Annotated in this window: 24 protein-coding genes; 11 read left to right on the top strand and 13 right to left on the bottom strand. The window is 54.2% G+C overall.

Features of this window, described 5'->3' with window-relative positions; genetic code table 11:
* The first annotated feature begins 13 nt into the window (after nt 1-13).
* The 4 genes from AC0V6W_RS03840 to AC0V6W_RS03825 all read left to right on the top strand — a co-directional run bounded on the left by AC0V6W_RS03840 (nt 14) and on the right by AC0V6W_RS03825 (nt 5,445).
* Entirely contained in the window at nt 14-1,378 is a 1,365-nt protein-coding gene (locus tag AC0V6W_RS03840; protein ID WP_486147323.1) for an MFS transporter, read from the top strand.
* Nucleotides 1,375-2,421 carry a class I SAM-dependent methyltransferase gene (locus tag AC0V6W_RS03835; RefSeq protein ID WP_486147321.1) on the top strand — a complete coding sequence of 349 codons (1,047 nt, stop codon included), beginning with the start codon at nt 1,375-1,377 and terminating at the stop codon, nt 2,419-2,421. Before AC0V6W_RS03840 ends, AC0V6W_RS03835 begins: the two co-directional genes overlap by 4 nt.
* Complete coding sequence (locus AC0V6W_RS03830; RefSeq protein ID WP_486147319.1) at nt 2,421-2,717, top strand: hypothetical protein; 297 nt, start codon at nt 2,421-2,423, stop codon at nt 2,715-2,717. Before AC0V6W_RS03835 ends, AC0V6W_RS03830 begins: the two co-directional genes overlap by 1 nt.
* Nucleotides 2,718-3,087: 370 nt before the next feature.
* Nucleotides 3,088-5,445, top strand: coding sequence for a TonB-dependent receptor (locus tag AC0V6W_RS03825; protein ID WP_486147317.1), 2,358 nt, complete (start codon nt 3,088-3,090; stop codon nt 5,443-5,445).
* An 81-nt stretch (nt 5,446-5,526) separates the two neighbouring features.
* Here AC0V6W_RS03825 and AC0V6W_RS03820 read toward each other — a convergent pair whose 3' ends face one another.
* Nucleotides 5,527-7,389 carry an AMP-binding protein gene (locus tag AC0V6W_RS03820; protein WP_486147315.1) on the bottom strand — a complete coding sequence of 621 codons (1,863 nt, stop codon included), beginning with the start codon at nt 7,387-7,389 and terminating at the stop codon, nt 5,527-5,529.
* A 187-nt stretch (nt 7,390-7,576) separates the two neighbouring features.
* Here AC0V6W_RS03820 and AC0V6W_RS03815 point away from each other — a divergent pair, with 187 nt between their 5' ends.
* Nucleotides 7,577-8,746: an aldehyde dehydrogenase family protein gene (locus AC0V6W_RS03815; RefSeq protein WP_486147313.1), complete on the top strand. Its 1,170-nt coding sequence runs from the start codon at nt 7,577-7,579 to the stop codon at nt 8,744-8,746.
* Nucleotides 8,743-9,090, top strand: coding sequence for an aldehyde dehydrogenase family protein (locus AC0V6W_RS03810; RefSeq protein WP_486147311.1), 348 nt, complete (start codon nt 8,743-8,745; stop codon nt 9,088-9,090). The genes AC0V6W_RS03815 and AC0V6W_RS03810 overlap by 4 nt, the downstream gene beginning before the upstream one ends.
* A gap of 1 nt (nt 9,091) precedes the next feature.
* Here the strand turns inward: AC0V6W_RS03810 and AC0V6W_RS03805 are convergent, their stop codons facing one another.
* From AC0V6W_RS03805 to AC0V6W_RS03785, 5 genes are all read right to left on the bottom strand, one after another.
* On the bottom strand, nt 9,092-9,838 hold the full coding sequence (locus tag AC0V6W_RS03805; protein ID WP_486147309.1) for an SDR family NAD(P)-dependent oxidoreductase: 747 nt from the start codon (nt 9,836-9,838) through the stop codon (nt 9,092-9,094).
* Complete coding sequence (locus AC0V6W_RS03800) at nt 9,831-10,451, bottom strand: alpha/beta fold hydrolase (RefSeq protein WP_486147307.1); 621 nt, start codon at nt 10,449-10,451, stop codon at nt 9,831-9,833. Before AC0V6W_RS03800 ends, AC0V6W_RS03805 begins: the two co-directional genes overlap by 8 nt.
* A 212-nt stretch (nt 10,452-10,663) precedes the next feature.
* Nucleotides 10,664-11,584: a polysaccharide deacetylase family protein gene (locus tag AC0V6W_RS03795; RefSeq protein WP_486147305.1), complete on the bottom strand. Its 921-nt coding sequence runs from the start codon at nt 11,582-11,584 to the stop codon at nt 10,664-10,666.
* Between the two features lie 13 nt (nt 11,585-11,597).
* Entirely contained in the window at nt 11,598-12,368 is a 771-nt protein-coding gene (locus AC0V6W_RS03790; protein ID WP_486147303.1) for a maleate cis-trans isomerase family protein, read from the bottom strand.
* Nucleotides 12,368-13,573, bottom strand: coding sequence for an FAD-dependent oxidoreductase (locus AC0V6W_RS03785; protein WP_486147301.1), 1,206 nt, complete (start codon nt 13,571-13,573; stop codon nt 12,368-12,370). Before AC0V6W_RS03785 ends, AC0V6W_RS03790 begins: the two co-directional genes overlap by 1 nt.
* 188 nt (nt 13,574-13,761) lie before the next feature.
* Here AC0V6W_RS03785 and AC0V6W_RS03780 point away from each other — a divergent pair, with 188 nt between their 5' ends.
* From AC0V6W_RS03780 to AC0V6W_RS03770, 3 genes are read left to right on the top strand one after another with little or no spacing between them, the layout of a single operon-like run.
* The gene (locus AC0V6W_RS03780) at nt 13,762-14,742 is read left to right on the top strand and encodes a phytanoyl-CoA dioxygenase family protein (protein WP_486147299.1); all 981 of its coding nucleotides are present in this window, start codon (nt 13,762-13,764) and stop codon (nt 14,740-14,742) included.
* Nucleotides 14,739-15,473 carry a glutathione S-transferase family protein gene (locus AC0V6W_RS03775; protein ID WP_486147297.1) on the top strand — a complete coding sequence of 245 codons (735 nt, stop codon included), beginning with the start codon at nt 14,739-14,741 and terminating at the stop codon, nt 15,471-15,473. The genes AC0V6W_RS03780 and AC0V6W_RS03775 overlap by 4 nt, the downstream gene beginning before the upstream one ends.
* The gene (locus tag AC0V6W_RS03770; RefSeq protein WP_486147295.1) at nt 15,470-16,159 is read left to right on the top strand and encodes a glutathione S-transferase family protein; all 690 of its coding nucleotides are present in this window, start codon (nt 15,470-15,472) and stop codon (nt 16,157-16,159) included. Before AC0V6W_RS03775 ends, AC0V6W_RS03770 begins: the two co-directional genes overlap by 4 nt.
* Here the strand turns inward: AC0V6W_RS03770 and AC0V6W_RS03765 are convergent, their stop codons facing one another.
* From AC0V6W_RS03765 to AC0V6W_RS03735, 7 genes are all read right to left on the bottom strand, one after another.
* Nucleotides 16,160-17,104, bottom strand: coding sequence for a serine hydrolase domain-containing protein (locus tag AC0V6W_RS03765; RefSeq protein WP_486147293.1), 945 nt, complete (start codon nt 17,102-17,104; stop codon nt 16,160-16,162).
* Nucleotides 17,105-17,361: 257 nt separating this feature from the next.
* A complete protein-coding gene (locus AC0V6W_RS03760; RefSeq protein ID WP_486147291.1) occupies nt 17,362-18,240 on the bottom strand; it encodes an alpha/beta hydrolase family protein in 879 nt (292 codons plus the stop codon).
* 89 nt (nt 18,241-18,329) lie between these two features.
* Nucleotides 18,330-19,331 carry an ornithine cyclodeaminase family protein gene (locus tag AC0V6W_RS03755; protein ID WP_486147289.1) on the bottom strand — a complete coding sequence of 334 codons (1,002 nt, stop codon included), beginning with the start codon at nt 19,329-19,331 and terminating at the stop codon, nt 18,330-18,332.
* Between the two features lies 1 nt (nt 19,332).
* Nucleotides 19,333-19,857 carry a cupin domain-containing protein gene (locus AC0V6W_RS03750; RefSeq protein WP_486147287.1) on the bottom strand — a complete coding sequence of 175 codons (525 nt, stop codon included), beginning with the start codon at nt 19,855-19,857 and terminating at the stop codon, nt 19,333-19,335.
* An 18-nt stretch (nt 19,858-19,875) separates the two neighbouring features.
* Nucleotides 19,876-20,703, bottom strand: a complete 828-nt coding sequence (locus AC0V6W_RS03745; protein ID WP_486147285.1) for an alpha/beta fold hydrolase — start codon at nt 20,701-20,703, stop codon at nt 19,876-19,878.
* Between the two features lie 8 nt (nt 20,704-20,711).
* Complete coding sequence (locus AC0V6W_RS03740; protein ID WP_486147283.1) at nt 20,712-22,208, bottom strand: aldehyde dehydrogenase family protein; 1,497 nt, start codon at nt 22,206-22,208, stop codon at nt 20,712-20,714.
* Nucleotides 22,195-23,547, bottom strand: a complete 1,353-nt coding sequence (locus tag AC0V6W_RS03735; RefSeq protein WP_486147281.1) for a spinster family MFS transporter — start codon at nt 23,545-23,547, stop codon at nt 22,195-22,197. Before AC0V6W_RS03735 ends, AC0V6W_RS03740 begins: the two co-directional genes overlap by 14 nt.
* A 120-nt stretch (nt 23,548-23,667) precedes the next feature.
* On the opposite strand from AC0V6W_RS03735, the gene AC0V6W_RS03730 reads away from it, so the two are divergent.
* Nucleotides 23,668-25,251 carry an FAD-binding oxidoreductase gene (locus tag AC0V6W_RS03730; protein ID WP_486147279.1) on the top strand — a complete coding sequence of 528 codons (1,584 nt, stop codon included), beginning with the start codon at nt 23,668-23,670 and terminating at the stop codon, nt 25,249-25,251.
* Nucleotides 25,248-26,408: an FAD-dependent monooxygenase gene (locus AC0V6W_RS03725; RefSeq protein WP_486147277.1), complete on the top strand. Its 1,161-nt coding sequence runs from the start codon at nt 25,248-25,250 to the stop codon at nt 26,406-26,408. The genes AC0V6W_RS03730 and AC0V6W_RS03725 overlap by 4 nt, the downstream gene beginning before the upstream one ends.
* The last annotated feature ends 6 nt before the right edge of the window (nt 26,409-26,414 follow it).

The raw sequence follows: 26,414 nt of genomic DNA, 5'->3' as shown, positions 1-26,414 counted from the left end.
ACCCACAGCAAAATTGCCGATTGGACTGAAGATAGGCTGGGCATCTGGCGCATTCGGTGTCGCGATATTGATGAATGGCATCTCTGGCGTAATTCTGGGTTTTGCCGGCACAATTCTTGGGATTGACCTATGGCTTGCAGGTTTAGTGATTTTTGTGAGCAAGCTGTTTGATGTCGTTACCGATCCTATTGTCGGGATGTGGAGTGACAAGCACCATTCAAGCAAAGGGCGGCGCAGGCCGTTTTTGCCGTGGGGCGCGTTTTTGAGCGCGGCCAGTTTCGCAATGATCTTTACGACGCCTATTTTCGACAACCAGTATCTTACAGCGCTTTATCTTTTCGGTGCGCTCTGTGTTTATGCCTTCGGCTACACTCTTTTCAACATCCCTTATATGTCGATGCCGGCAGAGATGACGGATGACTACCACGAGCGTTCTTCGATCCACGCTTACCGCATTGTGTTTGTAGCACTGGGGGGAATGGTAGCGGGTTCGGGTATCAAGATCGCATTGGATGGATTGGGTGCCAATGATATCGAAAGCTGGCGGATCGTAGGCGTCGTGTGCGCCGGAATCATCCTTGCAAGTTTGATCGGCGCTTATCTGAGCACAGCCAAGGCGCGTTTCACACAGCCCGAAGAGAGCATTCCCGAAACCAAGTTTTCGCAGTTGAAACGCGAATCCAGCGCGGTCTTGGGTAATCGGAATTTCGTCCGATTGATTGCCGTCAAATTTTCGCAATTGATGGGTGTGCAGACCATTGGCGCAGCGATGCTGTATTTCTTTGTACAGTACCTGAAAAGTGATTTTCAGACCCTGGGTATCTTTTTCATTATTGTGACAGTGTCGACCATTTTGTTCGCGCCGGTGATGGTGAAATTTTCCAAGATCTACGGGAAAAAGGCGGCCTACTACCTCGCAGCGGGAGCAAATATTGCTTACGCGCTAAGTTGGTCATTGGCAGTCCCCGGCGAACCAGAATGGTCGATCCTGGCAAGGGCATCGATTGTGGGCATCGCGTTTGGCGGCAATGTCGTAATGGCGATGAGCATGCTCACCGATATCATCAATGAAGATGCCAATCGGACTGGTGTCCGGCGGGAAGGCGCATTCACCGCACTTTACAGCTTCGTCGAGAAACTGACGGGAGCCATCGGACCGCTCATCGTAGGCGTTGCGCTGAGCGTTGTTGGTTTTGACAAGGATTTGCCATTTGGCGCTGAGCAAGGCGAAAATGTGAACACGGCGCTTTTGCTTGCAGTTTCGTGGTTGCCTACCATTTTCAATCTTATCGCGATCTGGCTCCTTTCTGGGTATGATCTTACCGAGGAAGACGTGCAGAAATCAGCTGACTTAAAACGTACAGGAACGATCTCATGAACCAGCACATCAATGCTCCTGAACTACGCCAGCGTGGCCGCGCATCGGTGGATTTTCTCGTCCAGATGCTTAAGTCATCGGGCCCGATTTTCGCTCAGGTCAATGCAGAGATTGCAGCCAAACTGCCTGATCCCACCGCACTTCCTGATGATCTTGATGAACGGCATGCAGCCATGGATGAAATTCTGGCTGACAGTGATGCTTTTGCGACGCAGCGTCTGCTTGGCGACTGGCATGGCCGCATGCATGGCCGCGTCTCGGCAGAGGCTTTTGCCGAGATTGAGAAGGATCTCGCACCGGTCATTGAGGATGCTTCGAAGGGGCCAGCGACGATCGAATATGACCCCGATCTGCGGTTTCCCGAATACTATGACGGAGTCAATTTTCACCGCACAACCGGTGGTTGGACTGACAATGCCAATCAAGGTTTCATCCATGGGGAGCTCATCCATCGCAAGATGCTCGGACAGACATTTCCGGGCGGGATTTTTCAACAGCGGCTTAATGTTGCAGCGATGGCTCCGCGCGATCAATACGATAGCATCCTCGATATGGGCTGTTCTTCGGGCCATTTCACTTATGCTCTGCAAAAGATGTATCCCAGCGCTCAAATCACAGGGATCGATTACGCTGCAGAAATGATGGAGCATGCCTGGCGCACAGCCAACGCGAATGGTTGGAACTGGAAACTTTACCAACGCGGAGCCGAAGCGACGGGTTTTGCGGACAACAGTTTTGATCTGGTTGCCAGTTATATCGTGCTTCATGAAATGCCTGAGCTTGCTATTCGCACAATGTTTGCCGAAGCATACCGCGTTCTCGAGCCCGGCGGTGATATGCTGATGAGCGATGTCACTCGCTATGCTGACTTGGACAAGCTTTCAGTGTGGAAAGCGGACCGAGGCGCGAAGTATGGTGGTGAGCCGCATTGGCGTGAAAGCGCTCAGCTTGATTTTGCTGCGATTGCGAGGGATTCTGGCTTCACTGAAGTCAAGGCCGAGGGGCAATATCCGCACGTCGTCCAAGGTAGAAAGCCTGCGTAATGACGACTGAAGATCCCAAAAGCTTCAACCTTCCTGATGGCGCTCTGCTTGGTGAGGGGCAGATTGACAATTTGGGGCGCGCACTCATTACATTGATGCGCGAAGTCGCGGTGTTGAACGACCGGGTCCAGGTTATGGAAACCCTGCTTGATCAACAAGGTGTTGTCGCATCAGAAGCAATTGATACCTTTCAGCCTGACGAAGCATATCAGGCTAAAAGCGCGGCAACTATGGGAGCGATCATCGGCAATGTCATGGCAGCGCTTCAGGGTGCAGATGGCGACACAAGTAAATAGCAGCCTGCCGCTCCGCGCTCAAAACCCTCAAGAACCAGATTACGCTACAATTGAGGCCTGACAGCCATGTTCGTCAGCCTGGTAACAGTGTGCCAGCGGACTTCGTATGCGCTTCGAGCGAAGCGAAAGGCGGCCACGCCATGTCAGACATTCTGTCTGAACAATGGTGAATCTTGATAAAGTTTAGCGCCAAACAGCTCCGTCTAACCGACGAATGGATAAATGCGGGCAATTAGCTAGAGGACTGTTTGTCCGACCAGTCACCAATGCTCTGTAGCGTTATTAAACGGAGGTTATCACGATGTCGGTTTCAAGAAAGTTTCGTAAGGCAACCCGGTTGCTCGCATCCACGGGCGTTGTTGCGGCTCTCATGAGTGGCGCTGGCACCGCAGCTCTGGCTCAGGACGGGGAAGAACCGGCTGCTGATGAAGATAACGGTAACGTGATCATCGTGACTGCACGGTTTCGCGAAGAAAACCTGCAAGATGTTCCTATTGCGATCACCGCATTTACCGAAGAGGATATCGAGCGCCGCGGATTACAGGAATTGGATGACGTTGCGCGTTTCACGCCAGGGTTTAGCTTTGAAGACTTCTCTGGCGGTTTTGCTCAACCGACCATTCGCGGTCAGGCAACGTCCAGGGTGACGGCGCTGGAATCCAATGTTTCGACTTTCTTTGACGGCGTTTACATTCCGCGTTCTTGGGCCGTAGATATCGGCACGACCAATTTGCAGCGAGTTGAGATCGTCAAAGGTCCGCAAAGCGCGCGCTATGGACGCAACGCTTTTTCTGGTGCGATCAACTACATTCCGCGCAAAGCTGAAATGACAGGCGACATATCGGGCACAATCGATGGGACCGTCGGGACCGATGAGCGGTATGATTTTGGCGCATTTCTCAATTTCTCTGTGACCGACAATTTCGCGCTTGCGGCCAGCTATGACTACTCCAGCTTTGATGGCTCATGGGAGAATGCGCATCCTTTTGCCGATCTCGATATTCCAGGTCCGAGCACACAGGGAAATGTTGGCGGTTGGGAAAATGAGGCCCTGTCCGTATCTGCAATCGCAGAGCCTTTCACTGGCGTTACGATTTCAGCATCATACAACTATTTCGACACCCAAAACGAAGCACGCGCGTCGCGCTATTTTGGCGATAACACGGGCGGGATCCTTGATCCGGAAGCCAGCCTCGCCTTGACACCGATCACCAATGGCGGCGCGCTGCGGTTTGGCGCCTTTTCTCCGCTTTTGGTGGGCGAATTTCCCGATCCTGCTGATGTGGTCCTGACCGATCCACGCAGCTTTGCAAACCAGGCGGAAACTGGGATTTTCCGCGCCGAGATCAACGCAGAACTCACAGACACTCTCACGTTCAACTACATATTTGGCAATGTGAACGGTGACGTGAATATCGGAACAAGCGGCGAACCAGACCCGATTAATTGCGGCACCTTGGTGAACATCGTTGTGCCTTTGTGTAACTTTCAACAAACGCCGGTTGGCAGCATCGATTATGACACGCACGAAGCACGGTTGACATTTGATAACGATCAAATCCGATTTGCAGTTGGTGGCTTCATCTCAAGTGGACGTGATCAAAACACTTTCACCTCGATCAACATCGCGCCCATCACCGATCCTAATAATTTTGCACCCTTCAACGGCACGCCTGCACCCAATTTCGATGTGTTCGGGCCGTTTAATATTGTGCTTGCCAACGAAGACACTGAAACTGATGTCTCCTCCGTGTTTGCGGAGCTTTTCTGGACTTCAGCCGATGGACGCCTGACGCTTGGTGCTGAAGGGCGTTATTCCGAAACTGAAATTACCGCGATCGACAATCGCCGATCAGTAACGTTGAATGACACTTTCAAGGAATTCACCCCGCGCTTTACCGTTGACTATGAATTGAACCCTGATGTGCTTGTGTTCGGCTCAGTTGCACGCGGAGCTAAGGCTGGCGGGTTCAATGTAACGGCACGCCAAGTGGAGGACTCTGTCTTCGATCCAGAAGAAAACTGGACTTACGAGCTTGGCGTGAAAAGCACCTTGATGAACGGTGATCTCATTTTCAACGCGTCGATCTTCTACACAGATTGGAGCGACATTCAGGTCAATGCGGCTGACGAAGATCCTGATAATCCTGACGATCCGAATGTGCCGTCAATAACTCTGAATCTAGGCAATGCCGAAGTCTACGGGGTCGAACTTTTCACGCGCTGGCAAGCGAGCGAAAATTTCAGCATTGATGCGACATTTAGCCATACCGAAGCCACCTATTCCGACGACACGGTTGATAGCAGGTTCAGCCGCGGTACTCCCGGCGTTTCGGCGCCTTGTGACGATGTCGTTTGCAACACTAATGGCAATATTGGCGGCAATGAAGTTGAACGCCAGGCTCCGACACAGGCGTCACTTGGCGCGCAGTGGGAAGGGGAATTTGGACAATCCAACAGCTATTTCCTTCGCGGTGATGCCAGCTGGCAAAGCGAGTTCTTTGCTGACAGCGCGAACCTGTCGATCATTCCAAGCCGCTTCCTTGTAAACGCAAGCGCCGGGATCACATTCGATGATCGCTATACAGTTCGCATCTGGGCGCGTAACCTGCTGGATGAGGCTTACACCTCCAATGCCTTTGTCGTGCTGCTGCCGTTCGGCAATACATATGGCCAGTTCTTTGGTGAACGACGGACCATGGGGGTAAGCGCTTCGGTCGACTTCTAGGGCCTTGAGCCGCGGACAAGAAAGGCGGCGGAGTGTTTGGCTCCGCCGCCTTTTCTTTGAGCAGGCTTCAAACAGCACATGCTATTTTTGGCGAGCGGCAAATCTCTCTTGAACGTGGTTCACCACGCTGGGATTTTCGATTGTTTGGGGCACCGTAAATGCCGATCCATTGGTGATCGCACGCAACAGGTTGCGCAGGATTTTACCGGATCGCGTTTTGGGTAGAGCATCAAGAGCAATGCAATCGCGCGGTGCTGCAATCGGGCTGATCCGGTTACGCACGGCCTGCGTGATCTGGTTTACGGGGTCTTTCGTTCCGCCTGGCGATGCAACAAAGAAAACTACGGGTACTTCGCCTTTCAGTTCATCATTGCCGCCGATGACTGCGCACTCGACAACGCAGTGGCATCCCGCGACGACCTCTTCGATTTGGCCAGTAGACAGCCGGTGGCCTGCAACATTGATGATATCATCGGTGCGGCCCATTACACGATACGAACCGTCCTCGCCCCTCAAGCCTGCGTCGCCAGTGGCGTATTCACCTTCAAACGCGGTGAAATATCCCTCGAAACCAGCTTTATTCTGCCACAACTCTCGAAAGCTGCCGGGGGGCAACGGTTTGCGAATGATGAGATTGCCGGTGGTTTCAGATGGGACCGGCCGCCCAGATTCATCCAGCACGTCAAAAGCAAATCCGGGTACGGGATACCCTGCCGCACCAATCGCGGCAGGTTGACTGCCAAGCCCAATGCAAGTCGCCAATGCTGGCCAGCCTAATTCGGTTTGCCACCAGTGATCTATGACCGGCCGATTAAGCTGGGCACCGATCCATTCTACCGTGTCAGGATCAGCGCGCTCACCGGCGAGAAACAGTGCGCGAAGGCATTCTGGTGCTGCTTTGGCGAGCAATTCGCCGTCAGGATCGGCTGCGCGAATAGCGCGAATTGCGGTAGGAGCGGTGAACAAGGTGCGCACGCGGTGCTTCGTCACTATTTCCCAAAACACGCCCGCATCGGGTGTGCCCACCGGCTTTCCTTCAAACAGGACGGTGGCATTGCCGTTCAACAATGGCCCGTAAACGATGTAGCTGTGCCCTACGACCCATCCGATATCAGATGCGGCCCAATAGGTTTCACCCGGCTTTGCGCCGTAGATGTTGGGCATCGACCAGGCCAGCGCTACGCCGTATCCTCCCGTCTCGCGGACCACGCCCTTGGGCTGCCCAGTCGTGCCTGACGTATAGAGGATGTAAAGAGGATGATCCGATGGAACTGGCACGCATTCGGCCGGCCCCGCTCTTTCCAAAGCTGCTTGCCAATAAACATCGCGATCATGCGACAATTCGACTTCGCATTGCTGACGCTGCCATAAGGCGACTTTGGGCCGCTCACACTGCGCCAAGGCCAGCGCTTCATCAACAATGGGCTTATAGGGGATCACCCGAGCACTCTCTATGCCACAAGAGGCTGTGAGGACGAGGACAGGGTGGCAATCATCTATGCGCTTTGCCAGTTCTGCAGCAGAAAACCCTCCAAAAACCACCGAATGCACAGCGCCTATTCGCGCGCAGGCAAGCATGGCAAAGATCGCCTGCGGGATCATCGGCATGTAGATGATGACCCGGTCGCCCATTGATGCGCCGAGCTGCGCGATCATGCCGGCGGTTTTAGCGACTTCGGTTTGCAATTGGGCGAATGTGTAGGTGTGCGAATTGCCCGTTACAGGGCTCTCAAAAATAAGCGCTGTGTCATCGCCGCGTCCTGCATCTACGTGCCGATCGACCGCATTATGGCACAGATTGAGCGTCCCATCTGCGAACCATGCGGCATCATTATGTTCTAACGCATTGGTTGGGGGCGTGCTCCAGTCGAGCGCCTTTGCGGCATCCAGCCAAAACGCTGCTGGATCGTTGATGCTGGCCTGATAGGTTTTCTCATAGGTCATCTGGCAAACTCTCTTTTCGCGGATCTTGGGCCGCTTGCATTTACCAAGGAGGGTTATGCGATGCCTCGTTAGTTACGCTAAGCGAGCCACGCTCTTGTCCACCCTTCGGTGAGTTGCTGTTGAGCATCAGTCACGCGTAATGAACGTGGCAATACGGTGAGCATACTTGATAAGATAAGGCACGACCATGACAGACATTGCGATCAACAAGCCAGATCCGGGCAAAGCTGCAGCAGCATTTCTGGCGCGGCCGTCCCAAGCGAACTTTATCGATGGTTCATGGACTGCTGCGCAGGCCGGCACAACCTTTGATACTTTGGATCCTGCGACAGGAGAGGTCCTTGGCCAATTGCCGCGATCTGGTGCCAATGATGTAGATGCTGCTGTCACAGCCGCTCGGCGGGCATTTGATGATGGACGCTGGTCTGGTTTGACTCCGCTGCAACGCAGCAAGACGCTCTGGAAAATTGCCGATCTGATCGAGGCTAACATTGATGAGCTGGCAGAGCTTGAAACACTTGACCAGGGCAAGGCGCTGTATGTGGGGCGCTGGGCCGAGATACCGGGCGCTGCGAACCAATTTCGCTACTTCGCTGGCCTTGCAACAAAAATCGAAGGGGCAACCATCCCGACATCGATCAATTATCAGCCAGAAGGCAAAGAGGTTTTTGCCTACACGCAAAAAGAGCCAATTGGCGTGGTAGGCGCGATTGTTCCGTGGAATTCGCCCCTGGTATTGACCGCAATGAAGCTCGCACCAGCATTGGCGGCGGGCTGCACTGTTGTGTTGAAGCCAGCTGAAAACACCTCTCTCACGGCCGTCCGATTGGTTGAACTTATGGCCGAAGCCGGTCTGCCAGATGGGGTGATCAATCTTGTATGCGGGTTTGGCGCAGAAGCAGGTCAGGCGCTCGCAGCACATCACGGTGTCGATAAGGTTGCCTTTACAGGGTCAACAGCAACCGGGCGCCGTATTTTGGATGCGGCCAAGGGTAATCTCAAGAAAGTGACGCTTGAGCTTGGCGGCAAATCGCCAGTGATCATCATGGACGATGCCGATGTTGATGCTGCGATTGCAGGGGCAGCCAATGCGATATTCTTTAATGGCGGGCAGGTGTGCATTGCGGGTTCCCGGCTCTATTGTCACCGCACTTTGTTCGACAAAGTGACGGAAGGAATCGCGAGCATCGCGGCTGGTATCCAGCTTGGCCATGGCCTTGATCCGTCCACCCAAATGGGACCGCTCGCGTCGAAAGAGCATTCGGCGAAGGTTGGCGACTTTATTGCAGGTGGCCGCAAGGCCGGGGCCAGCGTGCTTTGTGGGGGGATGTCGCTGGCCCCAATTCAAGCTTTGTGACACCAACCGTGTTGACCGATGTTAATCCCGACATGGAAATTGTTCGCGAGGAAGTATTTGGGCCTGTCCTCGTTGCGACGCCTTTTGATGATCTCGACGAGGTCGTCGCAGCGGCGAATGATAGCGATTACGGTCTGGCTGCAGGCATATGGAGCGAAAGTCATTCCAATGCGATGCGGCTTGCCAATCGTATCAAGGCAGGCACCGTGTGGATCAATAGCCACGCAATGTATGACCCTTCACTGCCGATTGGCGGGATGAAACAGTCAGGCTGGGGCAGGGATAGCGGGCAGGCTGCGCTTGAGAATTATCTGGAGTTGAAAACGGTGTGCTCAGTCTATTGAGTTAGGCTGTTCTGGCCCCGTCAATGGGGATTACTGAACCATTTAGGTAACTAGGCGCATCGGCCAGCAGCCAGCGCACCGTTTCGGCTATCTCGTCCATTGCGCCAAACCTGCCAATCGGTGTTTCTGCACGCAGTTTCTCAAAAATCTGCGGAACTGATTTTTCAATTTGAGCAAATTTTTCAGTTTCTGTAATGCCGGGCGCGATCGCATTGATACGTAGGCCTTGCGATGCGTATTCAATCGAAGCTGACTTGGTAAGACCTATCAAACCCCACTTCGCTGCGGAATAATCCGCCATATGGCGCGTCCCGCGCAAGCCCCCTGTGGAGCTGTTGTTCACAATCGCTCCGCCGCCGCTTTTGATGAGAAGCGGGATTTGGTGCCGCATCAGATAAAACACGGCATCCAGATTGACAGCAATGCTGGCGCGCCACCGATCAAGCGGCATCTCATGCAGCGGCCCATCACCAAGAGTATCGCCAAGATTATTGAATGCGCCGTTGAGAGTGCCGAATTCTGCTGCAATCCAGTCAACCAGATCAGCGCATGATTGTGCATCGGTGCCATCAAATGATCGGGCGCTTGCGCTACCGCCTTTGTCGCCTATCATTGCTGCAATTTTCGCGCATTCGTCCCCTTGTCGTGATGCGACGATCACGTGTGAGCCGTGCTTTGCAAGGTAAAGTGCAGTTGCTTTGCCCATTCCCGAGCTTGCGCCTGCGACCAGATAAACAGGCCTATCCAATTCCCAGCTCTTTCATAAAGCTTTCAATAGCTCGCGCTTTTGCGGTCGGCGTTGTGCAGTTTGACGCAGTCCGGACGTTTGGCACCAACGCCGCGATCTGCGCAGTGGAAGGATCAAGTGCATTGTCACAATCGCTCAATACAAGAGTGGGCACATCAATCTGCGTGAGCGCGCGGCGCACCTCATGGCTGAAAACCGCCTCATAAGGCATGTGATATGTTTGGAGATTGTTCAGCACATCCAGTGTAAGGTCATGGAGCAATGCCGGATCAAGCGAACCGCCCATGCGCATATGATCGGCATCCTTCTTGTAGTGAGGAAAGAAGATCATTTGATCACGAATGAAGTTCCAAGCCCAATGAAACTGCGCGCCGTTGGATTGAACGGTCTGTGGCGGGGCATAGTGAGTACGAAATTCGTCGCGGGTTGCGTCATCCAATAATGCAACGCCGTCAAGCACCAGTGCTTTGACTTGATCAGGCCGGGCGATTGTCCATTCAATCGCGATATGAGCGCCAGTATGTGTTCCGTACAGAACGAGCGTATCCAACTCTAAGGCGATCGACCCACGCACGATCATATTGGCGAAATCTGCAATTGAAGGCGTGTTCATTGCAGGAGCGCAGGATTGCCCGTTGCAAGGGGTGTCAAATGCGAAGAGCGATATGTCTGCGTCCATCGCTTCCATCAAGGGCTCAAGCGACCGTGAAGACGACGGAGAAGCATGGAGCATGGCCAAAGCGGCCGCGCGATCTGAACCTTTGCGTTGCCGCAAATGAAGTTGTCCTTCAGCAATCGAGGCATACGCTTTGTCTATTGCTGTGCTCAAGTCTTCAATTGACCCGCAAAATGCGCTTCATGGTTTTCGACGTACCAATCTGCGATTTCCTCACGCGTCGCCCACCAAATGCCATCGAGCCCTTGGGCGTATTCGATAAATTCGCGCAAAGCCCGAATGGTGTAGGCGCGCCCCGATACGTGCGGATGCAGCCCAACATTCATGATCCGACCGGTTTTCTCGCCTTCTTTATGCAGCACTGATAGTTCTTCGATCAACAGATCGCGATATTCATCAGTCGTGCGATTGTTTCGGGTGAGGATGGTGAAGTCATTGATGACATTTGAATAAGGTGTCGCCACGATCGGCCCGGCATCTGTGCGGATCATATAGGGCTGATCGTCATTCATTATGTCGCAATATGCTTTGAACCCTTCTTCCACCAAAATCGTTGGTGTGTTCAATGTTCCGCGTAGCGAACTTGACAACCACACCTTGGGTTTGCGCCCCACATGTTCTTCATAGATCGCAATCGATCGCTGGATAATGTCGCGCTCGGCAGCGATATCATCATGAAAATCGGTGAGCAATTCGCCCTGCTCATAATTATGCGCGACCAGTTCCCAGCCACGTTCAAGGCAAGCATCGGTCATGGCTTTGCGTCGCTCAAACGTGACTGCATTGGTCGTACAACCGGCCTTAGCGCCCATTTCGTCGAACATCTCAAACATTCGCCAAACACCAACGCGCTGGCCATATTCACGCCAGGAATAGTTGGGGTAATCCGGTATACGTCCAGCGAGAGCGTTAGGCAGCAAAGCGGGACCGCCTGCGTAATAGGGTTTGTCGGTATCCTTGACGATGTCCCATGTTTCCAAATTGAAGGTGAACATCAGCGCGACCTTTGCGCCGCCTGGCCATTTGAGTGGCGCACGCTTTGAAATAGGAACGTAATCGTATTCGAACATTGTGTGATGGTCCTTAGAATTCTTCAAGCAGACGGCCAAAACCGTGAACTTTGTCGGTAATGCCATTTTGGCGCAGCGCGTTCCAATAAGTCGCCGTGTTGATAGCAATTACCGGCTTGCCAAGGTAAAGCTCTGCCGCCGCTGCCAGCCTTGTCATCGATAAATTCGTGCCGACTTGGACAAGTGCGTCCACGTCATCGCCATCAAGGCTATGCAATTCCTCCCGCAATGTCTGGGTCGGTACTTGTGCAATGGAAGTCCAGCTCGGGCATTTCAGGCAAGTATCGCGCACCACTTCGATACCATGATCCGACATGAAATGGGCAACCTGCGCGTTCGCGCTGGGGTAGTAAGGCGATACTACAGCGATTTTTTTGATGTGGCCGCCATACGCCGCGAAAGCCTCAATCAAGGATTGCGATCCGGTGCACAATTTCAGGCCTGCTGCATCCTCGATATTGCTTCGCCATTCTTCTGCGCCTTTCGCGCCGCCGTAAAAAGTGACCGCGCTCATTCCCATGACGAGATAATCGGGATTGCATGTCAGGACGCCTCTTACCGCGTCCAGTGTATTTCGGCTGATTTCAAGCGTGCCCGCCATAAACGTCTCATCCGAAATCGCTTGTGCATCATCAACGACAATACGGCTGTAATGATTGGTGACACCTGGTACCCGTAAGTCATCAAAATCTGGCTGGACGATTGTATTGGTTGATGGACCAAGCACTCCGAACAACCGCCGGTGACCGAGCGCATCTGGGTTAGGGCGAGGTTTGCCGGGCATCACGCTATGGCCCTTTCATCCTCCAGACATTGGATCATAGCTTGCCGCCTCAAAAATTCACGCCGCCGTTCTGGATTGTCCTTGGTGGCGAGCAGATCGGCCTTGCGCTTGTCATGTAGATTGCCTTGACCGTCGGACAGATATTCCATGTTCTTAATGGTCTGAGCCTGGATAAAGTCATGTGTCGTGGTACGGCGTTGACGGTCAAACAGGCCCAAAGCTTCAGCTGGATCAAGCCCATAGTTGAAGATACCATCCAAACGTTCGCACAGATTGAAAGCATCATGAATGCCGCTGTTCATTCCAAACCCGCCGATTGGATTGTTCAAATGTGCGGCATCGCCGATGATCGCGACGCGGCCGTCAACAAACTCTTTGGCGACGCGCTGATGCACCCGGTAGATAGTACGGTGAAAAGTTTCGACGCTTTCACCATCACCGATCAGCCTATCAAATACTTCGTTCTTCTTCGCATCGCCGCGCAGTTCTGCATCTGACATCTCGTCTTTGGCCGGCACAAGGATCCGCCAGAGTGAGGGCACTCGCAGCAGCACCATCCACTCCTGCGGATCAGAAACGTAATTCACATAAGAAAGGTTGCCCAAGTGCTCTTCGAGCGGCACTTTTGAGGTGTAGCACAAGAAGCGCTCGGGATAGGTGAACCCGTCAAAGCCCGTTCCAAGCCATTTTCGCACCATAGAATTAGAGCCATCAGCCCCGATGAGATATTCTGCATTGATCTTTACGATTTCCGTCGGGCTTTCGACGAAAACATCAACACTTTTCGGGTCTTGCTCAAAACCAACAACGCGGTGATTGAACAGCACTTCTGCGCCATTGGCATTTCTAACGGCTTCCGAAAGCATGCGCGAAAGGTGATATTGTTCGCACTGAACGCGATAGGGAAAGCGTGTAAGGTCGGACAACTCGCTGAGGTCAAAATCGATGACTTCGCCCGACTGGCGCTCTCTGAAATGATAGATAGGCGCTTTCAGGCCCATTTCGATCAGCTTTTCTGTAATCCCGAAATCATCAAGCATTTCCAGAGTGGGCGGGTGGAAAGTCGACGCTCTCAAATCCAGGGCACAATCCTCCTGCGCTTCAACAAGCACAACCTCAATGCCTCGCTGTGCAAGAAGGTAAGCTGCGACGGTCCCAACCGGGCCTGCGCCCGCGACAACAACTTTGGTCTGATACTCTTTCATTGAGTGCTCCAAGAATAGATCTCGAAATCCTCATTAGGTTTGCTGAACATCTGAGCGGCCAAATTTGGGCAGCGTCTCCGCTGTGCGGTAAGCCGCATCTGGGTTATCCGTCCGGTGGTTAGAATTGGCGCGCGCTCTTCTAGGAGGTGCTGCAGGTTCTAGATTTCAAGGAACACAGGAGAATATTGATGCCGCTCAATACATCGCCACTTCGCGAGATCACGCAAGACGATATTGACACATACAATCGCGACGGTGCGGTGTGCATCCGCAAGGTGCTCAACCAGGAATGGGTTGATGTTCTACTGCGCGAGGCGCGCGAGGTCATCGTCGAGAAAAAGGACGTGGGTCTGCTCCCCACAATTCCTGGCCGATATATGGCGCGCTGTCTGCCAGATTATCGCAAGCTGATGTTTGAAGGTCCAGTAGCTGAGGCGGCGGGCAAGGTTCTCCAATCAAAAGAAATCCGGTTCTTCTTCGATGAATTCTTTGCCAAGCCGCCGCAATCGGATGCGGCGACTTTGTGGCATTGTGACCGGATGGCTTTTCCTGTTGAAGGCAAGATGGTCCCATCGCTTTGGATCCCGTTGACCCCAATTGTTGAGGAAAACTGCCTTGAGGTGCTTGCTGGCACTCAAAACGACGACGTGCCCTATTGGCTGTTTAGTCCCAATGCGCGCAAAATGATCAAACCTGATGACCGAGTGCCGCATCCCGAGATCGAAAGCCGGCGAGGCGAAGAAGGGCTGAGATTTCTAAAGTGGCAAATGGATCCTGGAGACATGCTGATTGTGCATCCTTGGGTGCTGCATTACTCGGCTGGCAATCCGACAAATGATTGGCGTGTTGCTATCTCAGAACGCGTGTTCGGCGATGATATACGTTGGGCTCCGCGCCCTGATTGCCTTAACATTGCGGGCGTCAGTTTTGACGAAATGCTTGACGGCGAAAAGCCCGAAGGTGACCTGTTCCCCTTACTGTGGTCCGAAGACGGTCGCAGGGACGATGACAGCCGCTATCCGCGCGGTTTCGCAACTCGCTGGCCGAAACGCGAAATGGGCGGGGTCAACGAATACGACACATTCAAGAAGATGAAACAGAAAGAGGACGCAGGGGAATTGTCTGCGAAAGCCCAATCACCCGATCACAAAAAGGTGGGCGCTCATTGAAACTTTTTTATTCACCCTTTCACACCTTCATCCATAAGGTCCTTGTTACAGCGCACGAATGCGGATTGTGGGATGACATTGATTTTGTGGCGACGTTCCCGTTCAAGAACCTGGATGGAGAGGATCAGGGTGAGGCCTATTCGATTGCGGCAATCAACCCGCTGAGCAAGGTGCCAACGCTTGCTACTAATTCCGGGCAGGTCATCTTTGGCAGTCAAGCGGTGTGTGAATATCTCGATGCCAATTCCAAAGCGGCAAAGATGTACCCAAAACCTGGGCCCGCTCGGTGGGATGCCATTACGCGGCTCGCCATGGCCGATACGGTTTTTGAAGGAACTGTCCAGATGGTCGCAGAGCAATGGCAGGAGCCCGGTCAATGGAACATGTTTGTGTTTGAGCGAATGTGGCCAAAGTTTATCCGTGTACTCGATTGGATGGAGAGCGAAGCTGCAAAGGGCTGGGGGCATTTCGATATTGGCCACGCAGCCACGCTACACGCGATCAGCTATCTCGGTTTTCGGGCAGAATTCTATGAGGCCAAGGATCCACTTTATCCCAACTTTGATTGGCGCGAAGGCAGACCCGCTTTGGCGGAATGGTATGATGAAGCTGTTCAGCGACCTTCGGTTACTTCGCATTACAATGTTGATTTTACCGGCGATGTCTCGGCAGGGCGGTTGCAAATGGCTGTTGCCGAAGTGCTGGAAACCCAAAAGGCTAATAGCAAATGATTGACTTCTATTTCTGGCCCACGCCCAATGGGCACAAGATTTCTATTGCGCTGGAAGAGTTCGGCCTCGATTACACAGTCAAGCCAATCAACATACTCCAAGGCGAGCAGCATACGGACGAGTTTATCGCGATAAGCCCGAACAATCGCGTACCCGCCATTGTCGATCATGATGGCCTTGATGGAAAATCTCATACCGTGTTCGAAAGTGGGGCCATTTTACTGTATCTGGCCGAAAAGACAGGAAGGTTTTGGTCCGATAGTCCGCTGGAACAATCGGTCATTCGCCAATGGCTATTTTTTCAATGCGCCAATATTGGACCGATGTTTGGCCAATGCGGGCATTTCCGCGGCTATGCGGATGAGAAGGTGCCCTATGCGATCGCGCGCTATTCCGGGGAAGTGCAGCGACTTTATGGTCTAGTAGATCGCCACTTGGCTATGCATGATTGGATGACACCCGGCATGGAGTTCGGCATTGTGGACATGGCGACTTATCCTTGGATGGACACTCGCCAGCAGCAATTGCACGGAGTTGATATCGCGAATTTTCCGCATGTCGCTGCATGGATCGATAAGGTGGAAGCTCGTCCAGGCGTTCAGCGGGGAATGGCGGTCCTTGAAAAGGATATGAAGGTCGGCAATCCTTCGGAGGAAACGAAAAAGGCCTTTTTCAACCGGCGTTGATCACTCTGCGGCGCGGGTCAGTAAGTTGGGTATGACCGAGTCGTCATATTGAAGATTGACTTCGCCAAAACGTGCTACAACCAATTCCGCCGACGGTATGATATACACACGCTGACCGCCAAAGCCGTCAAAGTAGATGATATCTTCATCCTCAAATGGCTCCGAATGAGGGATCTTGATCGGATTTCCAGCGCTGTATGCGCGTTTTGGGGTGTGCTTGCGACCTAGCCAAACATGAAAGCCATATTGCGGGTTGGCTTTGGATGGCTCAGACATTTCTGCGATCCATTCAGTGGGTACGATCTGAGTGCCTCCAACCTCACCGCCATTGCGAATTAACTCGCCAATTCGCGCATAGTCAGGAAGGCTGGCATGCAGCCCTGCATACCCGCGCGCTTTTCCTGTCTGGTCAACCCAGACTTGAGCCTCGCCGTTTCCAAGCGGGCACCACAATTCGCTTTGAAGAAACGATAGCACTCCGCCTTTGCCCGCTTTGGCCAATTCGCGATCCAATACTATCGTAAGCACTTTAGTGATTGCATTGTTGTAAGCGAATTCACGGTCAGGGGCGGCCACTCGCTCCAATTGCAAGGCCTCTGTTGCATTATCGGGAGCAAAAAGGATTTTCGTGAAGTCGGATTGACCGAGCCCGGCCGACATCGTCATCAGTTGCCTAAGGGTAATATCGCCGCGCTTATCGTCATTCCATTCCTCGATGTAGTCGCCAACACGGTCATCGACAGAGGCAATCACACCATCATCAATTGCAATGCCATACAAGAGCGCAATCACCGATTTCATCATCGAGGCAGATGCGCTTGGAGTGTTGCTTCTCACACCTTCAGCGAAGCTGCCATGCAATAGCATTCCACGGCGCAAAACGATAAATCCAAGACCATCGTGCTTATCGGAATAATCCTGTGCTGCCAGAATAGCTTCAGCCATTGGTAAACTTGGCTCTGCTCGCATGATGGGTTCTGACTGGCACGAAGTTAGCTTGTATGTAGGGCGGTATCGCTCAACATCCAAAACGCTAGTGCTTTGCGGAAGGTCAGCAATTGTCGTCGGATTGTCGAGATCCAAATACAGAGGGTCGATGGATGATAGCGTGGTAAGCTGAGCCGTGGCGCTGGGCGCTGCGCACCCTGAAAGCATAATTGAAGCGATAGCTAGGATCGTTGAGTAGCGACCAAAACGCGGCGTCATTCTGAATTATCCTTATGTGATTCCCCGGACAATGCGGGACCGAGCGTGCAAGGCTTCTCTACGCCTGAATTTCTTTGCGCAAACCGAAGCGAGCGAGCAAGCGCTCGGTTGAAAAGGGCGGCATTGTCGGCAGTGGCTTCATCTTTTAATCGCCCGAAAATACCTCCGAAGTAATGATCGATACCAGAGCCGACCCACAATTGCGCAGTGCCTTTGGGGGCGTAGTCAAAACTAGCTTTGTGCATCTCCCAATTGTCGATAAACCCCGGCAGAACATCGTTAGTGCCCGTGATTGTGAGTGAGGGGACGGCCATGCTTGCCCAAGTTTGCTCATCCAACCTGCCTGGGATCAACCCCGGCGGTGACCATGCAATCACACCGGTAACGTTCGAAGCGCGCAAACTGTCACGCTTTGAGCCACCGCCAATCGGCTGCGCGCCGCCCGCAAATTGGGCCATAAGCGCGCCAAAGCTATGCCCCATAGCGATCGCTTTATCCCCTGACGTTGTAATGCCCTGATCATTCATCGTTTCGCTCACGCTTGCGGGCACGTCCAATGCGAGGCGCATATCTGTATTGCGCGTGGCCCATTGGGAAGCGGGTGAAGGGGGCTGAGCCAGATTCATATCTTCGCTGTCGATATGCATCGGTGCAATCACGACAAATCCGCTCGCAGCAAGCGGGCCGAGCATTGCAGCATAGCGATCAGGCGCTGCAAGTGCTCCATGCGAAAATGCGATGACGGGGTATTCTCCGGGCGCAGCAGGAAAAAACACACTGATCGGGATTTCGCGGTTGTCCGCAGCAATTCTCAGATCGGAAGTCCGATATTCTTGAGACAGGTGGTCACTGCACCGGTCAGCGATTGCCTGCATCCGCGTGCTGTTCGTTGGGTTAGTACATGCGCAGGCCAAGGGCAGCAAACAAAGAACGGTTGTCCGCCTTATCCCGCGCGCGCAGATAATCACCTCAGCAAGTCCACGCTGGAGCCCGCTCCTGCTGCTTCGGCGGATTGCCATACTGCGTATGCTGCGGCTAAATCTTGCGCGGCTACACCGAGCGATTTGTACATTGTTATTTGCTCCGCGCTGGTTCGGCCCGGAATTTTACCGGCAGCCACTTCTCCGATTTCTCCGGCGATGTGGGATTGCGTTACAGTTCCATTTTCGATTGCATTTAGCAACTCACCTGCGGCTGCCATGGCTGCGGGGCGATAGTCGACCACAAATCGCGCGCGAGATACAGCTAGGCTATCCACTTCTGCGCTTGTAGGAATTGCCGCGCCAACAAGGTTAATATGCTGTCCCGGTTGCAGGTCGGCCCCATGCAGAATTGGCTGTTTGGCCGAAGTGGTAGTGCAGATGATGTCGGCCTTGGCCACTGCCTGTGTTGGAGACGCATGCGATTGCACTGGAAGACCAACCCGGGCCGCAACTGCTTCTGCAAATTTGCGGGCGCGTTCCGGGTCTCTGCCCCACACATCAATCTGCGCAATGGGGCGCACGGCCATCATCGCATCAACATGGCGAGCCGCCTGTTCGCCATTGCCGAGGATCGCGAGGCGCGTTGCATCCTCGCGCGCCATCAGCTGCGTTGCCAAAGCGCTCGCGGCGGATGTGCGGATCGCGGTGAGCGATGATCCTTCAATCATTGCCAAAGGCACGCCTTTTTCGCTGTCAAACAGCAGCACCATGCCGACATGCGTGCCCAAGGGATCATCCTGAGGCCGTTCGTATTTGCACACCAGCTTGATCCCGAAAGATGCGTCCGCCGCTTCGCCAGCGGTGCCCAATGATCCGGGCATGATCGCCATTTTACCCGCTGCGCCGGGTACTGGCATAAACTGCCGGATAGGCAGAGTAACATCGCCTTTGCTCACCGCGATCATCGCATCGCGCATCACATCGACGCATGCGCTTACTGGCAAAAGCTTCTCAACGGCGGATTGGGGGACAATTCGCATCATTCTAACCTGCGCTGCGCGGCGGGAGGAATTTCATTTTTGTCATCACGTCCGCCACATCGTCAGGTCTGTCGAACGGTTCTGGCATGGGATCGCCCGGCGTTCGGTCTTTGCCGATGGCGTAGAACCAGTCCTCAAGGCCTGGCGGGAAGAACACCCAGAACATTTTCATGTCGGTGTCGCCTGTGTTCTTTATCCAGTGCGTGCAGTTGCGTGCAAACAGGATTGTCGTGCCGGGCCCAAATTCGGTTTCTTCGCCGTCAATATCGACCACGCCCGTGCCTTCATAGACGAAGACAAGCTCATGATTTTGCTTATGTCCATGTTCGCGCACCATCCCGCCGGGCGGCATCACCTGAATGCCGCTAGACCAGGTGTCATAGGGCATATTGTCAGCGGTCAGGTTCACATTGACATAGCCGCGCGAGGGCATGGGTTGCCACAGGCTGCGCCCTTCATCGGGCCCCACGATCACAGATCGACCTTTTGTGATGTGGCCTACTGGCGGATGAACCGGGTCTGATGCCATGGCATTATGCCCTTCTTATCAAGCGGTTAGAAATTCAAGGACGCGCGGATTATAATCAACGCTCGCCGCGATGGGGCAAAAATGGCCGCCGCGTTCAAGCAGATGTGTCTCTGCGCCTTCAATCAATTCGCCCATTTCCTGAGTGAAACCGGGCGGTGTTATGGAATCGTCCATTGCTCCGATACAAAAGGTGGGAGTGGCGATCTCATGAAGGCGGCTTCTCAAATCGTGCGTGTAAACCGCATTGATGCGGCTAAGTTCAACTTCGAGCCCTGGAAATGCCGCCACCCGTTCTTCCATAAATTTGCGAGCGCCTTTGGCCGGATCGGCCATTTGCGGTTGCAGAACGCTGGGCGGCATCGCGAGGTATGTGCCTGTCGTGAGGTAAGCCAGCGGACCGCAACTGATGAGGATTTCACGGCGAGTTCGAAACAGCTCGGTCAGATAGGTATCAGGCCCGGCCCAGCTGCATGACAAAACCAGTTTTTTAAGACGTTCAGGCGCGCCAAGCGCGATATGCTGCCCAATCGCACCGCCAGTGGAATGGCCGACCAGATACGCGCTTTCTATGCCCATCGCATCCATCATGGTGAGCACATCGGTGGCCATGTGCTCAGCGCCGTAAACAACCTTGTCAGGCGTTGAGTTGCCGCAGCCGCGATGATCGAATGTGATCACCCGAAAATGCTTGGCAAAGTGCTGGACCTGATTGGCCCAAAATGCTCCGCGCCCGCCAAGGCCCGCTACCAATAGCAAATCCGGCCCGCTGCCTGTTGTCTCAACGTGAATTTCCGCATCACCAACATCGATGCGTTGCACCTCGGTAGGGATTGTTTCGTCAGTCACATCACTGCTCACAATGTGGTGAAGACCGATTTGGTCTGGAGGTAGAGTTCAAGCCCATCGCGGCCATTTTCGCGGCCTACGCCTGATTGCTTGTATCCGCCCAATGGCACATCCCAATCCGCACCGGATGCGTTATTGATACCGATAATGCCTGCGCGAATGCGGCGCGCCATGCGGTGCGCGGTGGCGACATCGCCCGTCCATACAGATCCGGCAAGACCAAAGTCGCTGTCATTGGCGAGCGCAATAGCCTCGTCTTCGGTTTTGAATGTTTGGGTAACAAGGACGGGGCCAAAGATTTCCTCGCGCACAACCCGCATATCGTTTGTGGTGTTGGCAATGACAGTGGGTTCGATGAAGAAACCGCTGTTGCCGTGACGTTTCCCGCCGCTGGCAATCTCTGCCCCTTCTGACGCGCCGAGTTCAATGTAATCCTGAACCTTGTCGAATTGTTTCTCCGACACGATTGGGCCGATCATGGTCTCCTCATCAAGGCCCGCGCCCAGTTTTAGGGATTTTCCAACCTCGGCAACGCCGGCAATGACTTCATCCTTGATGTCCTCGTGGACATACAGGCGCGATGCTGCGGTGCAGGTTTGGCCGGTGTTCCAGAAGATACTCATCGCAGATGCGGGAATGGCTTTTTCCAGATCGGCATCCGGCATAATGATATTGGGCGATTTGCCGCCCAGTTCCAAACTGACTTTTTTCAGCCCCTCTGCCGCTGCATGGGCGATGACTTTGCCCGTCACGGTTGACCCGGTGAAAGCGATCTTGTCGATCCCCTTGTGATGGATCAACGCATTGCCAGCGGTTGCGCCGTATCCCGTGACGATGTTCAGCACGCCTTCTGGCAGACCGGCTTCAAGGAAAAGCTCGCCCAAACGCAAAGCGGTAAGCGAGGTGTCTTCGGCAGGTTTCAGAACGGCAGTGCAGCCTGCGGCCAGGCATGGGCCCAGTTTCATCGCTGCCATGACAATGGGATAATTCCACGGAACCACCAGTGCAGCGACGCCAACAGGCTCTTTAAGAGTGTAGACGTGATGATCGCCGGGCATATTGATATTGTGGGTCGTGCCGGTGATCTTGTCGGCCCAGCCAGCATAATACCGGATGGCGCCAATCGCTGCAAAAACCTCGCCGCGCGCAGAATTGATCGGCTTGCCCGTGTCGAGCGTTTCAAGCTGAGCAAGTTCTTCATGATGCGCGGCCATGATGTCTGCAAGCGCGTGGATCATCGCGGCCCGCTCACCCGGCTTCATGGTGGGCCAGGGCCCTTCGTCAAATGCCTTGCGTGCAGCCATGACGGCCCGGTCAACGTCTGCTTCGCTGGCATCGGCGATTGCGCTCAATTGTGTGCCATCAGACGGATTGATGACGCCAATCGGTGTATCGCTGCTGGCATCTGTCCAGCCGCCGCCGATCAGGATGCGTTTGTCTTTTGCGATAAAAGAGGTGGTTTCAGGGATAAGGTCGATCAAAGCCATGGTGTCAGGTTTCTCCATTGGATTGGGATTGGACCATCGCGCGGTAAGGGCGAATGGCGAAAGTGATTAGGATAGCGCCCACCGCGATGGTGAGCGGCACGGCAATGGCGAGAGACAGATTGATTGCCTTTTCGTCGCCGAAAACCCGGTCTGTCAGATATCCGATGAACAAGGGGCCTGCGGAATAACTAAGGAGATTGGCGATGAGCAAATACACCGCCATGATCTGCGCGCGCATCCGGTTGGGCGTGACCAATGGGAATGTCGCGACCCCTGCTCCAAACGGGATTGTGCCCAAAACGGTCACTACACCCAGCAGGGCAAGCGCGGCCAAAGGCGAAGAAACCAGCGGGAACGCGATTGCAAAGGGGAAAGCCAGCAGGGCGGCAAACAGGGGCAGGCGCAAGGTTGCATCTGTGACCCCTCGGGCAAGCAGCGCCTCAGCCGCAAATCCGCCCGCGATGACGCCAAATGGCCCTGCCACCATCAGAACGGGTCCAAACATCTGCCCGACATCAAGCTGGGTCCAATCATGCACTCTGATAAAGTAACTCGGAGCCCAAGCGCCCAGCCCATATTGCGCGGCGGCAAAGCACGAAAAGCCCACAAACAGGGGCAAAAACACGTTCCAATGCTTGAAAACGAAACTCAGAATTTCAAGCGGTGGCGGGGCGTTTTCTTGCGATACGGCCTGCCCGTTATCCTTGCGCTGCGGTTCGCGGATCAGCAGCATCAGGAAAAACAGCGGCACGCTTAGCAGCGACACACACATGAAAGTCAGCTGCCAGGGTTCAAACGTGCCAAAGGGAAGGGCTGTCGGCCCCATTTCCGCAAGTGTTGAGTAGAGATACCCCCCAAGGATCAGCGCAATGCCCGATCCCACAAAACCGCATCCTGTAAACACGCTGATCGGCCCGGGAAGTTTTTCTTTTGAGAAATAGTCACTGATGATCGAAAATCCGGCAGGCGATAAGGTCGCCTCTCCGACGCCAATGAACATGCGCGCAATGAAAAGAGCGACAAACACACCTGCAAGTCCGCTCGCAAATGTCGCCATGGACCAGCAGACCAGGCCGATCAAAATCACGTATTTCCGGTTATGCCGGTCTGCCACCCAGGCGAGCGGGATAGCGAGCACTGCATAAAAAAGCGCAAATGAAATGCCCATCAAAAGGCCCATTTGCACGTCCGATACACCCAGATCCGCTTTGATAGGCTCTACCAGCAAGGTAATGATTTGCCGGTCGATATAGGCGACAATCCCGGCAAGGGAGAGAACTGCGACGACGAACCACGGCCGGCTGCCAATGCCGCGCGCATCCTGCGCCTGTCCTTGAGCTGGGTACAGTGTTGCCATTAGGACCACCTAGCCAAACATTGATACAGGGCCACTGACCGCTCCTGGTGTGACCGTCTATTGGATAGCGCTTGAACCACACCTCGTTTCCCGGCCAGGATTTGCTGATAGGGTGCTGTTATGAAGCAGGCTCAAATGCAAACCTCACCCGGTAACGCACCGTTTCTGGAGCAGCTCTCCGCAATTCTCGGTGCTGATAGTGTCATTTTGGACAATGCCGAGCGCCGCTTTCAATCTCAGGATTTGTTCTTTCAAGGCGACTTGCCCCTCGCCGTTATTCGCCCGCGCCAAACGGCAGACGTGTCAGCGCTCGTAAAGCTGTGCGCGGCGCAGGACATTGGCATTTATCCTCGCGGCGGAGGGATGTCATACACCGACGCTTTCCAGCCCAGGGGCAGCAATTCTATTGTGCTCGACACCAGCTCGCTCGGCTGGATCGGCGAGGTTTCGGCGCAGCGCGATTACGTGACAGCAGGGGCGGGGTGCTCTTGGGCCGCGCTCGATGCGGCATTGGCCAAGGCGGGGATGCGCGCGCGGTTCTGGGGGCCGATGTCCGGCGCGATTGCGACGCTTGGCGGATCGCTCAGTCAGGGGTCGGTTACTTTCGGTTCCGGGCAAGCGGGCGCTTCGGCGAACACGGTCAAGAGCTTTGAGATCGTGACCGGAACTGGCGATATCATTCGCACCGGGTCTGATGGATCACACGCAACTGAGCCATTCAACCGGCATTTCGGCCCGGATCTCACGGGCATCTTTTGCAACGATGCGGGCGCTTTGGGGATCAAAACCGCAGTGACAATCGAGATTGAACCGCGTCCTGAATGCGTGACCGGGCTGTCATTCGCGTTTGACGATTTTACGGCCATGGCGGCGTTATTTGGCGAAGTATCCCGGCGCCGTTTGGCCAGCGAGTTTACCGCAATGGACGCCGATTTCGCGCGGCAGAATGCCGGTCCACCCGATCTGATGAACGATGTGCGATCGCTTTGGAAAGTGGGCGTTTCAGCTGGCAATCCCCTGGCGGCGCTTGGGCGGATGGCGCGGGTCGCTTTGGGAGGGCGCGCCTTTATGGACAAGGCCCGCTACACCGCACATTTCGTGATCGAAGGACGCGATGCCAAAGACATTGCAAGCCGTGTCAAAGCGCTGCGCAGCTATGCAAGACGCGGCAGTGAAATCGTCAACACCATCCCGCTTATGATGCGCGCTGACCCATTTCCGCGTCTGCCAGTCACACACCCGGATGGGCGCCGCATGGTGCCTGTACATGGCATTTTCTCGCCCGATGGAATGGACAGCTTTCACGCAGAATATCTCGAACTGAAACAAAGATATACGCCCCAGATGGCGGACTGCGGGATGACGATAGCGGAGTTTTTTGCAGGGATCGCAGGAGCCGGGTTTCTGTATGAGCCTGTGTTTTATTGGCCCGATACCCGGTATGAATATCACGCGCGGATGACGCCGGGATATATGCCTGATCTGCCTGAATATCCTGAAAACCTGCCTGGCCGCGATCTTGCAAACACAATGATTGCCGACATCATAGCGCTGATGCGCAAACATGGGGCGACGCATTTTCAACTTGGCCGAATGTATCCCTATGCCGAGACGAAAGAGCCTGCGGCTTTGGCCTTTATCAAGGGGCTGAAACAGCAGCTTGATCCCCAAGGCATCCTCAATCCGGGAGCGCTGGGGCTATGAGCATGATTGCAATAATTGGCGGCGGGATCGGCGGGCTTGTTGCCGGGATCGCTCTTAAAAAAGCGGGACAGCAGGTCCGTATATATGAACGTGCGCCCGCTTTTGGCGAAGTTGGCGCAGGCATTTCCATGTCTCCAAATGCAGTGCTTGGATTGCGTTCCTTGGGGCTGGGGCAATGGCTGGAAGAGACGGCGAACGAGCCGCTCGAACAGCAATTGTGCCACGGGGGTACGGGCGAATTGCTGCAAGCGATAGACCGGCGCAAAACCCGCGAGCGGTATCACGCGCCCTATCTGCAATTGCACCGCGCTGATTTGCTAAAGGCGCTGATTGACGCTTTTGGTGCAAGCGATTGCCAAATGGGTGCAGACCTTACTGCCATCGAAAGCGGCGATGATGCAGCGACGCTGACTTTCAGCGATGGCTCCACCGCCCATGCTGATGCCGTGATTGCTGCTGATGGTTTGCGATCTGTTGTGCGCGATGCCTTGTTTGAAACAGGCGATCCGCAATTTAGCGGGCACATTGCTTATCGCGGTTTGATCCCGGCTGAAAAAGTCACATCGCGGGCCATTGAGCCGGTTAATATCAATCACCTCAATGAAGGCCGCAACCTTGTGAGTTATCCCGTGCGCAGGGGTGAATTGGTCAATGTCGTGGCTCTATCTAAAGCAGATGGATGGGCTGAAGAAGGCTGGGCGGTCAAAGCCGACAAGGCGGAATTGACAAAGAAATATTCCGGGTTTCCTGATTATGTTCATGAATTGATTGATAAAATTCCGGAAGACGAGCTTTTCTGTTGGGGCCTTTTCATTCGTGAACCCTTGGAAAACTGGCGCAAGGGCCGCACGGTTCTGTTGGGCGATGCTGCGCATCCGATGCTGCCTTATATGGGGCAGGGGGCCAGCTGCGCGATTGAAGATGGCGTGATTTTGGGGCGCGCCTTTGCACATTGTAATGATGTGGACGCAGCGCTGGATTGCTATGTCGCAACCCGGATAGAACGCGCCAGCCTGCTTCAGCGCGAAAGCAATCTGGGCGGTGAACGCTTGCAAGCGATCAAGCCTGACATGTTCAAGGATACACCGATCAAGGACGAAGATGCGCTTGGCATCTTCGCCTATAATCCGGCAACAACTCCTTTATTGGGAGTGTAGCCCGCA

It is taken from the genome of Erythrobacter sp. JB1-7 (assembly GCF_057365015.1).
This window is presented reverse-complemented; position numbering and strand designations above follow the sequence as displayed.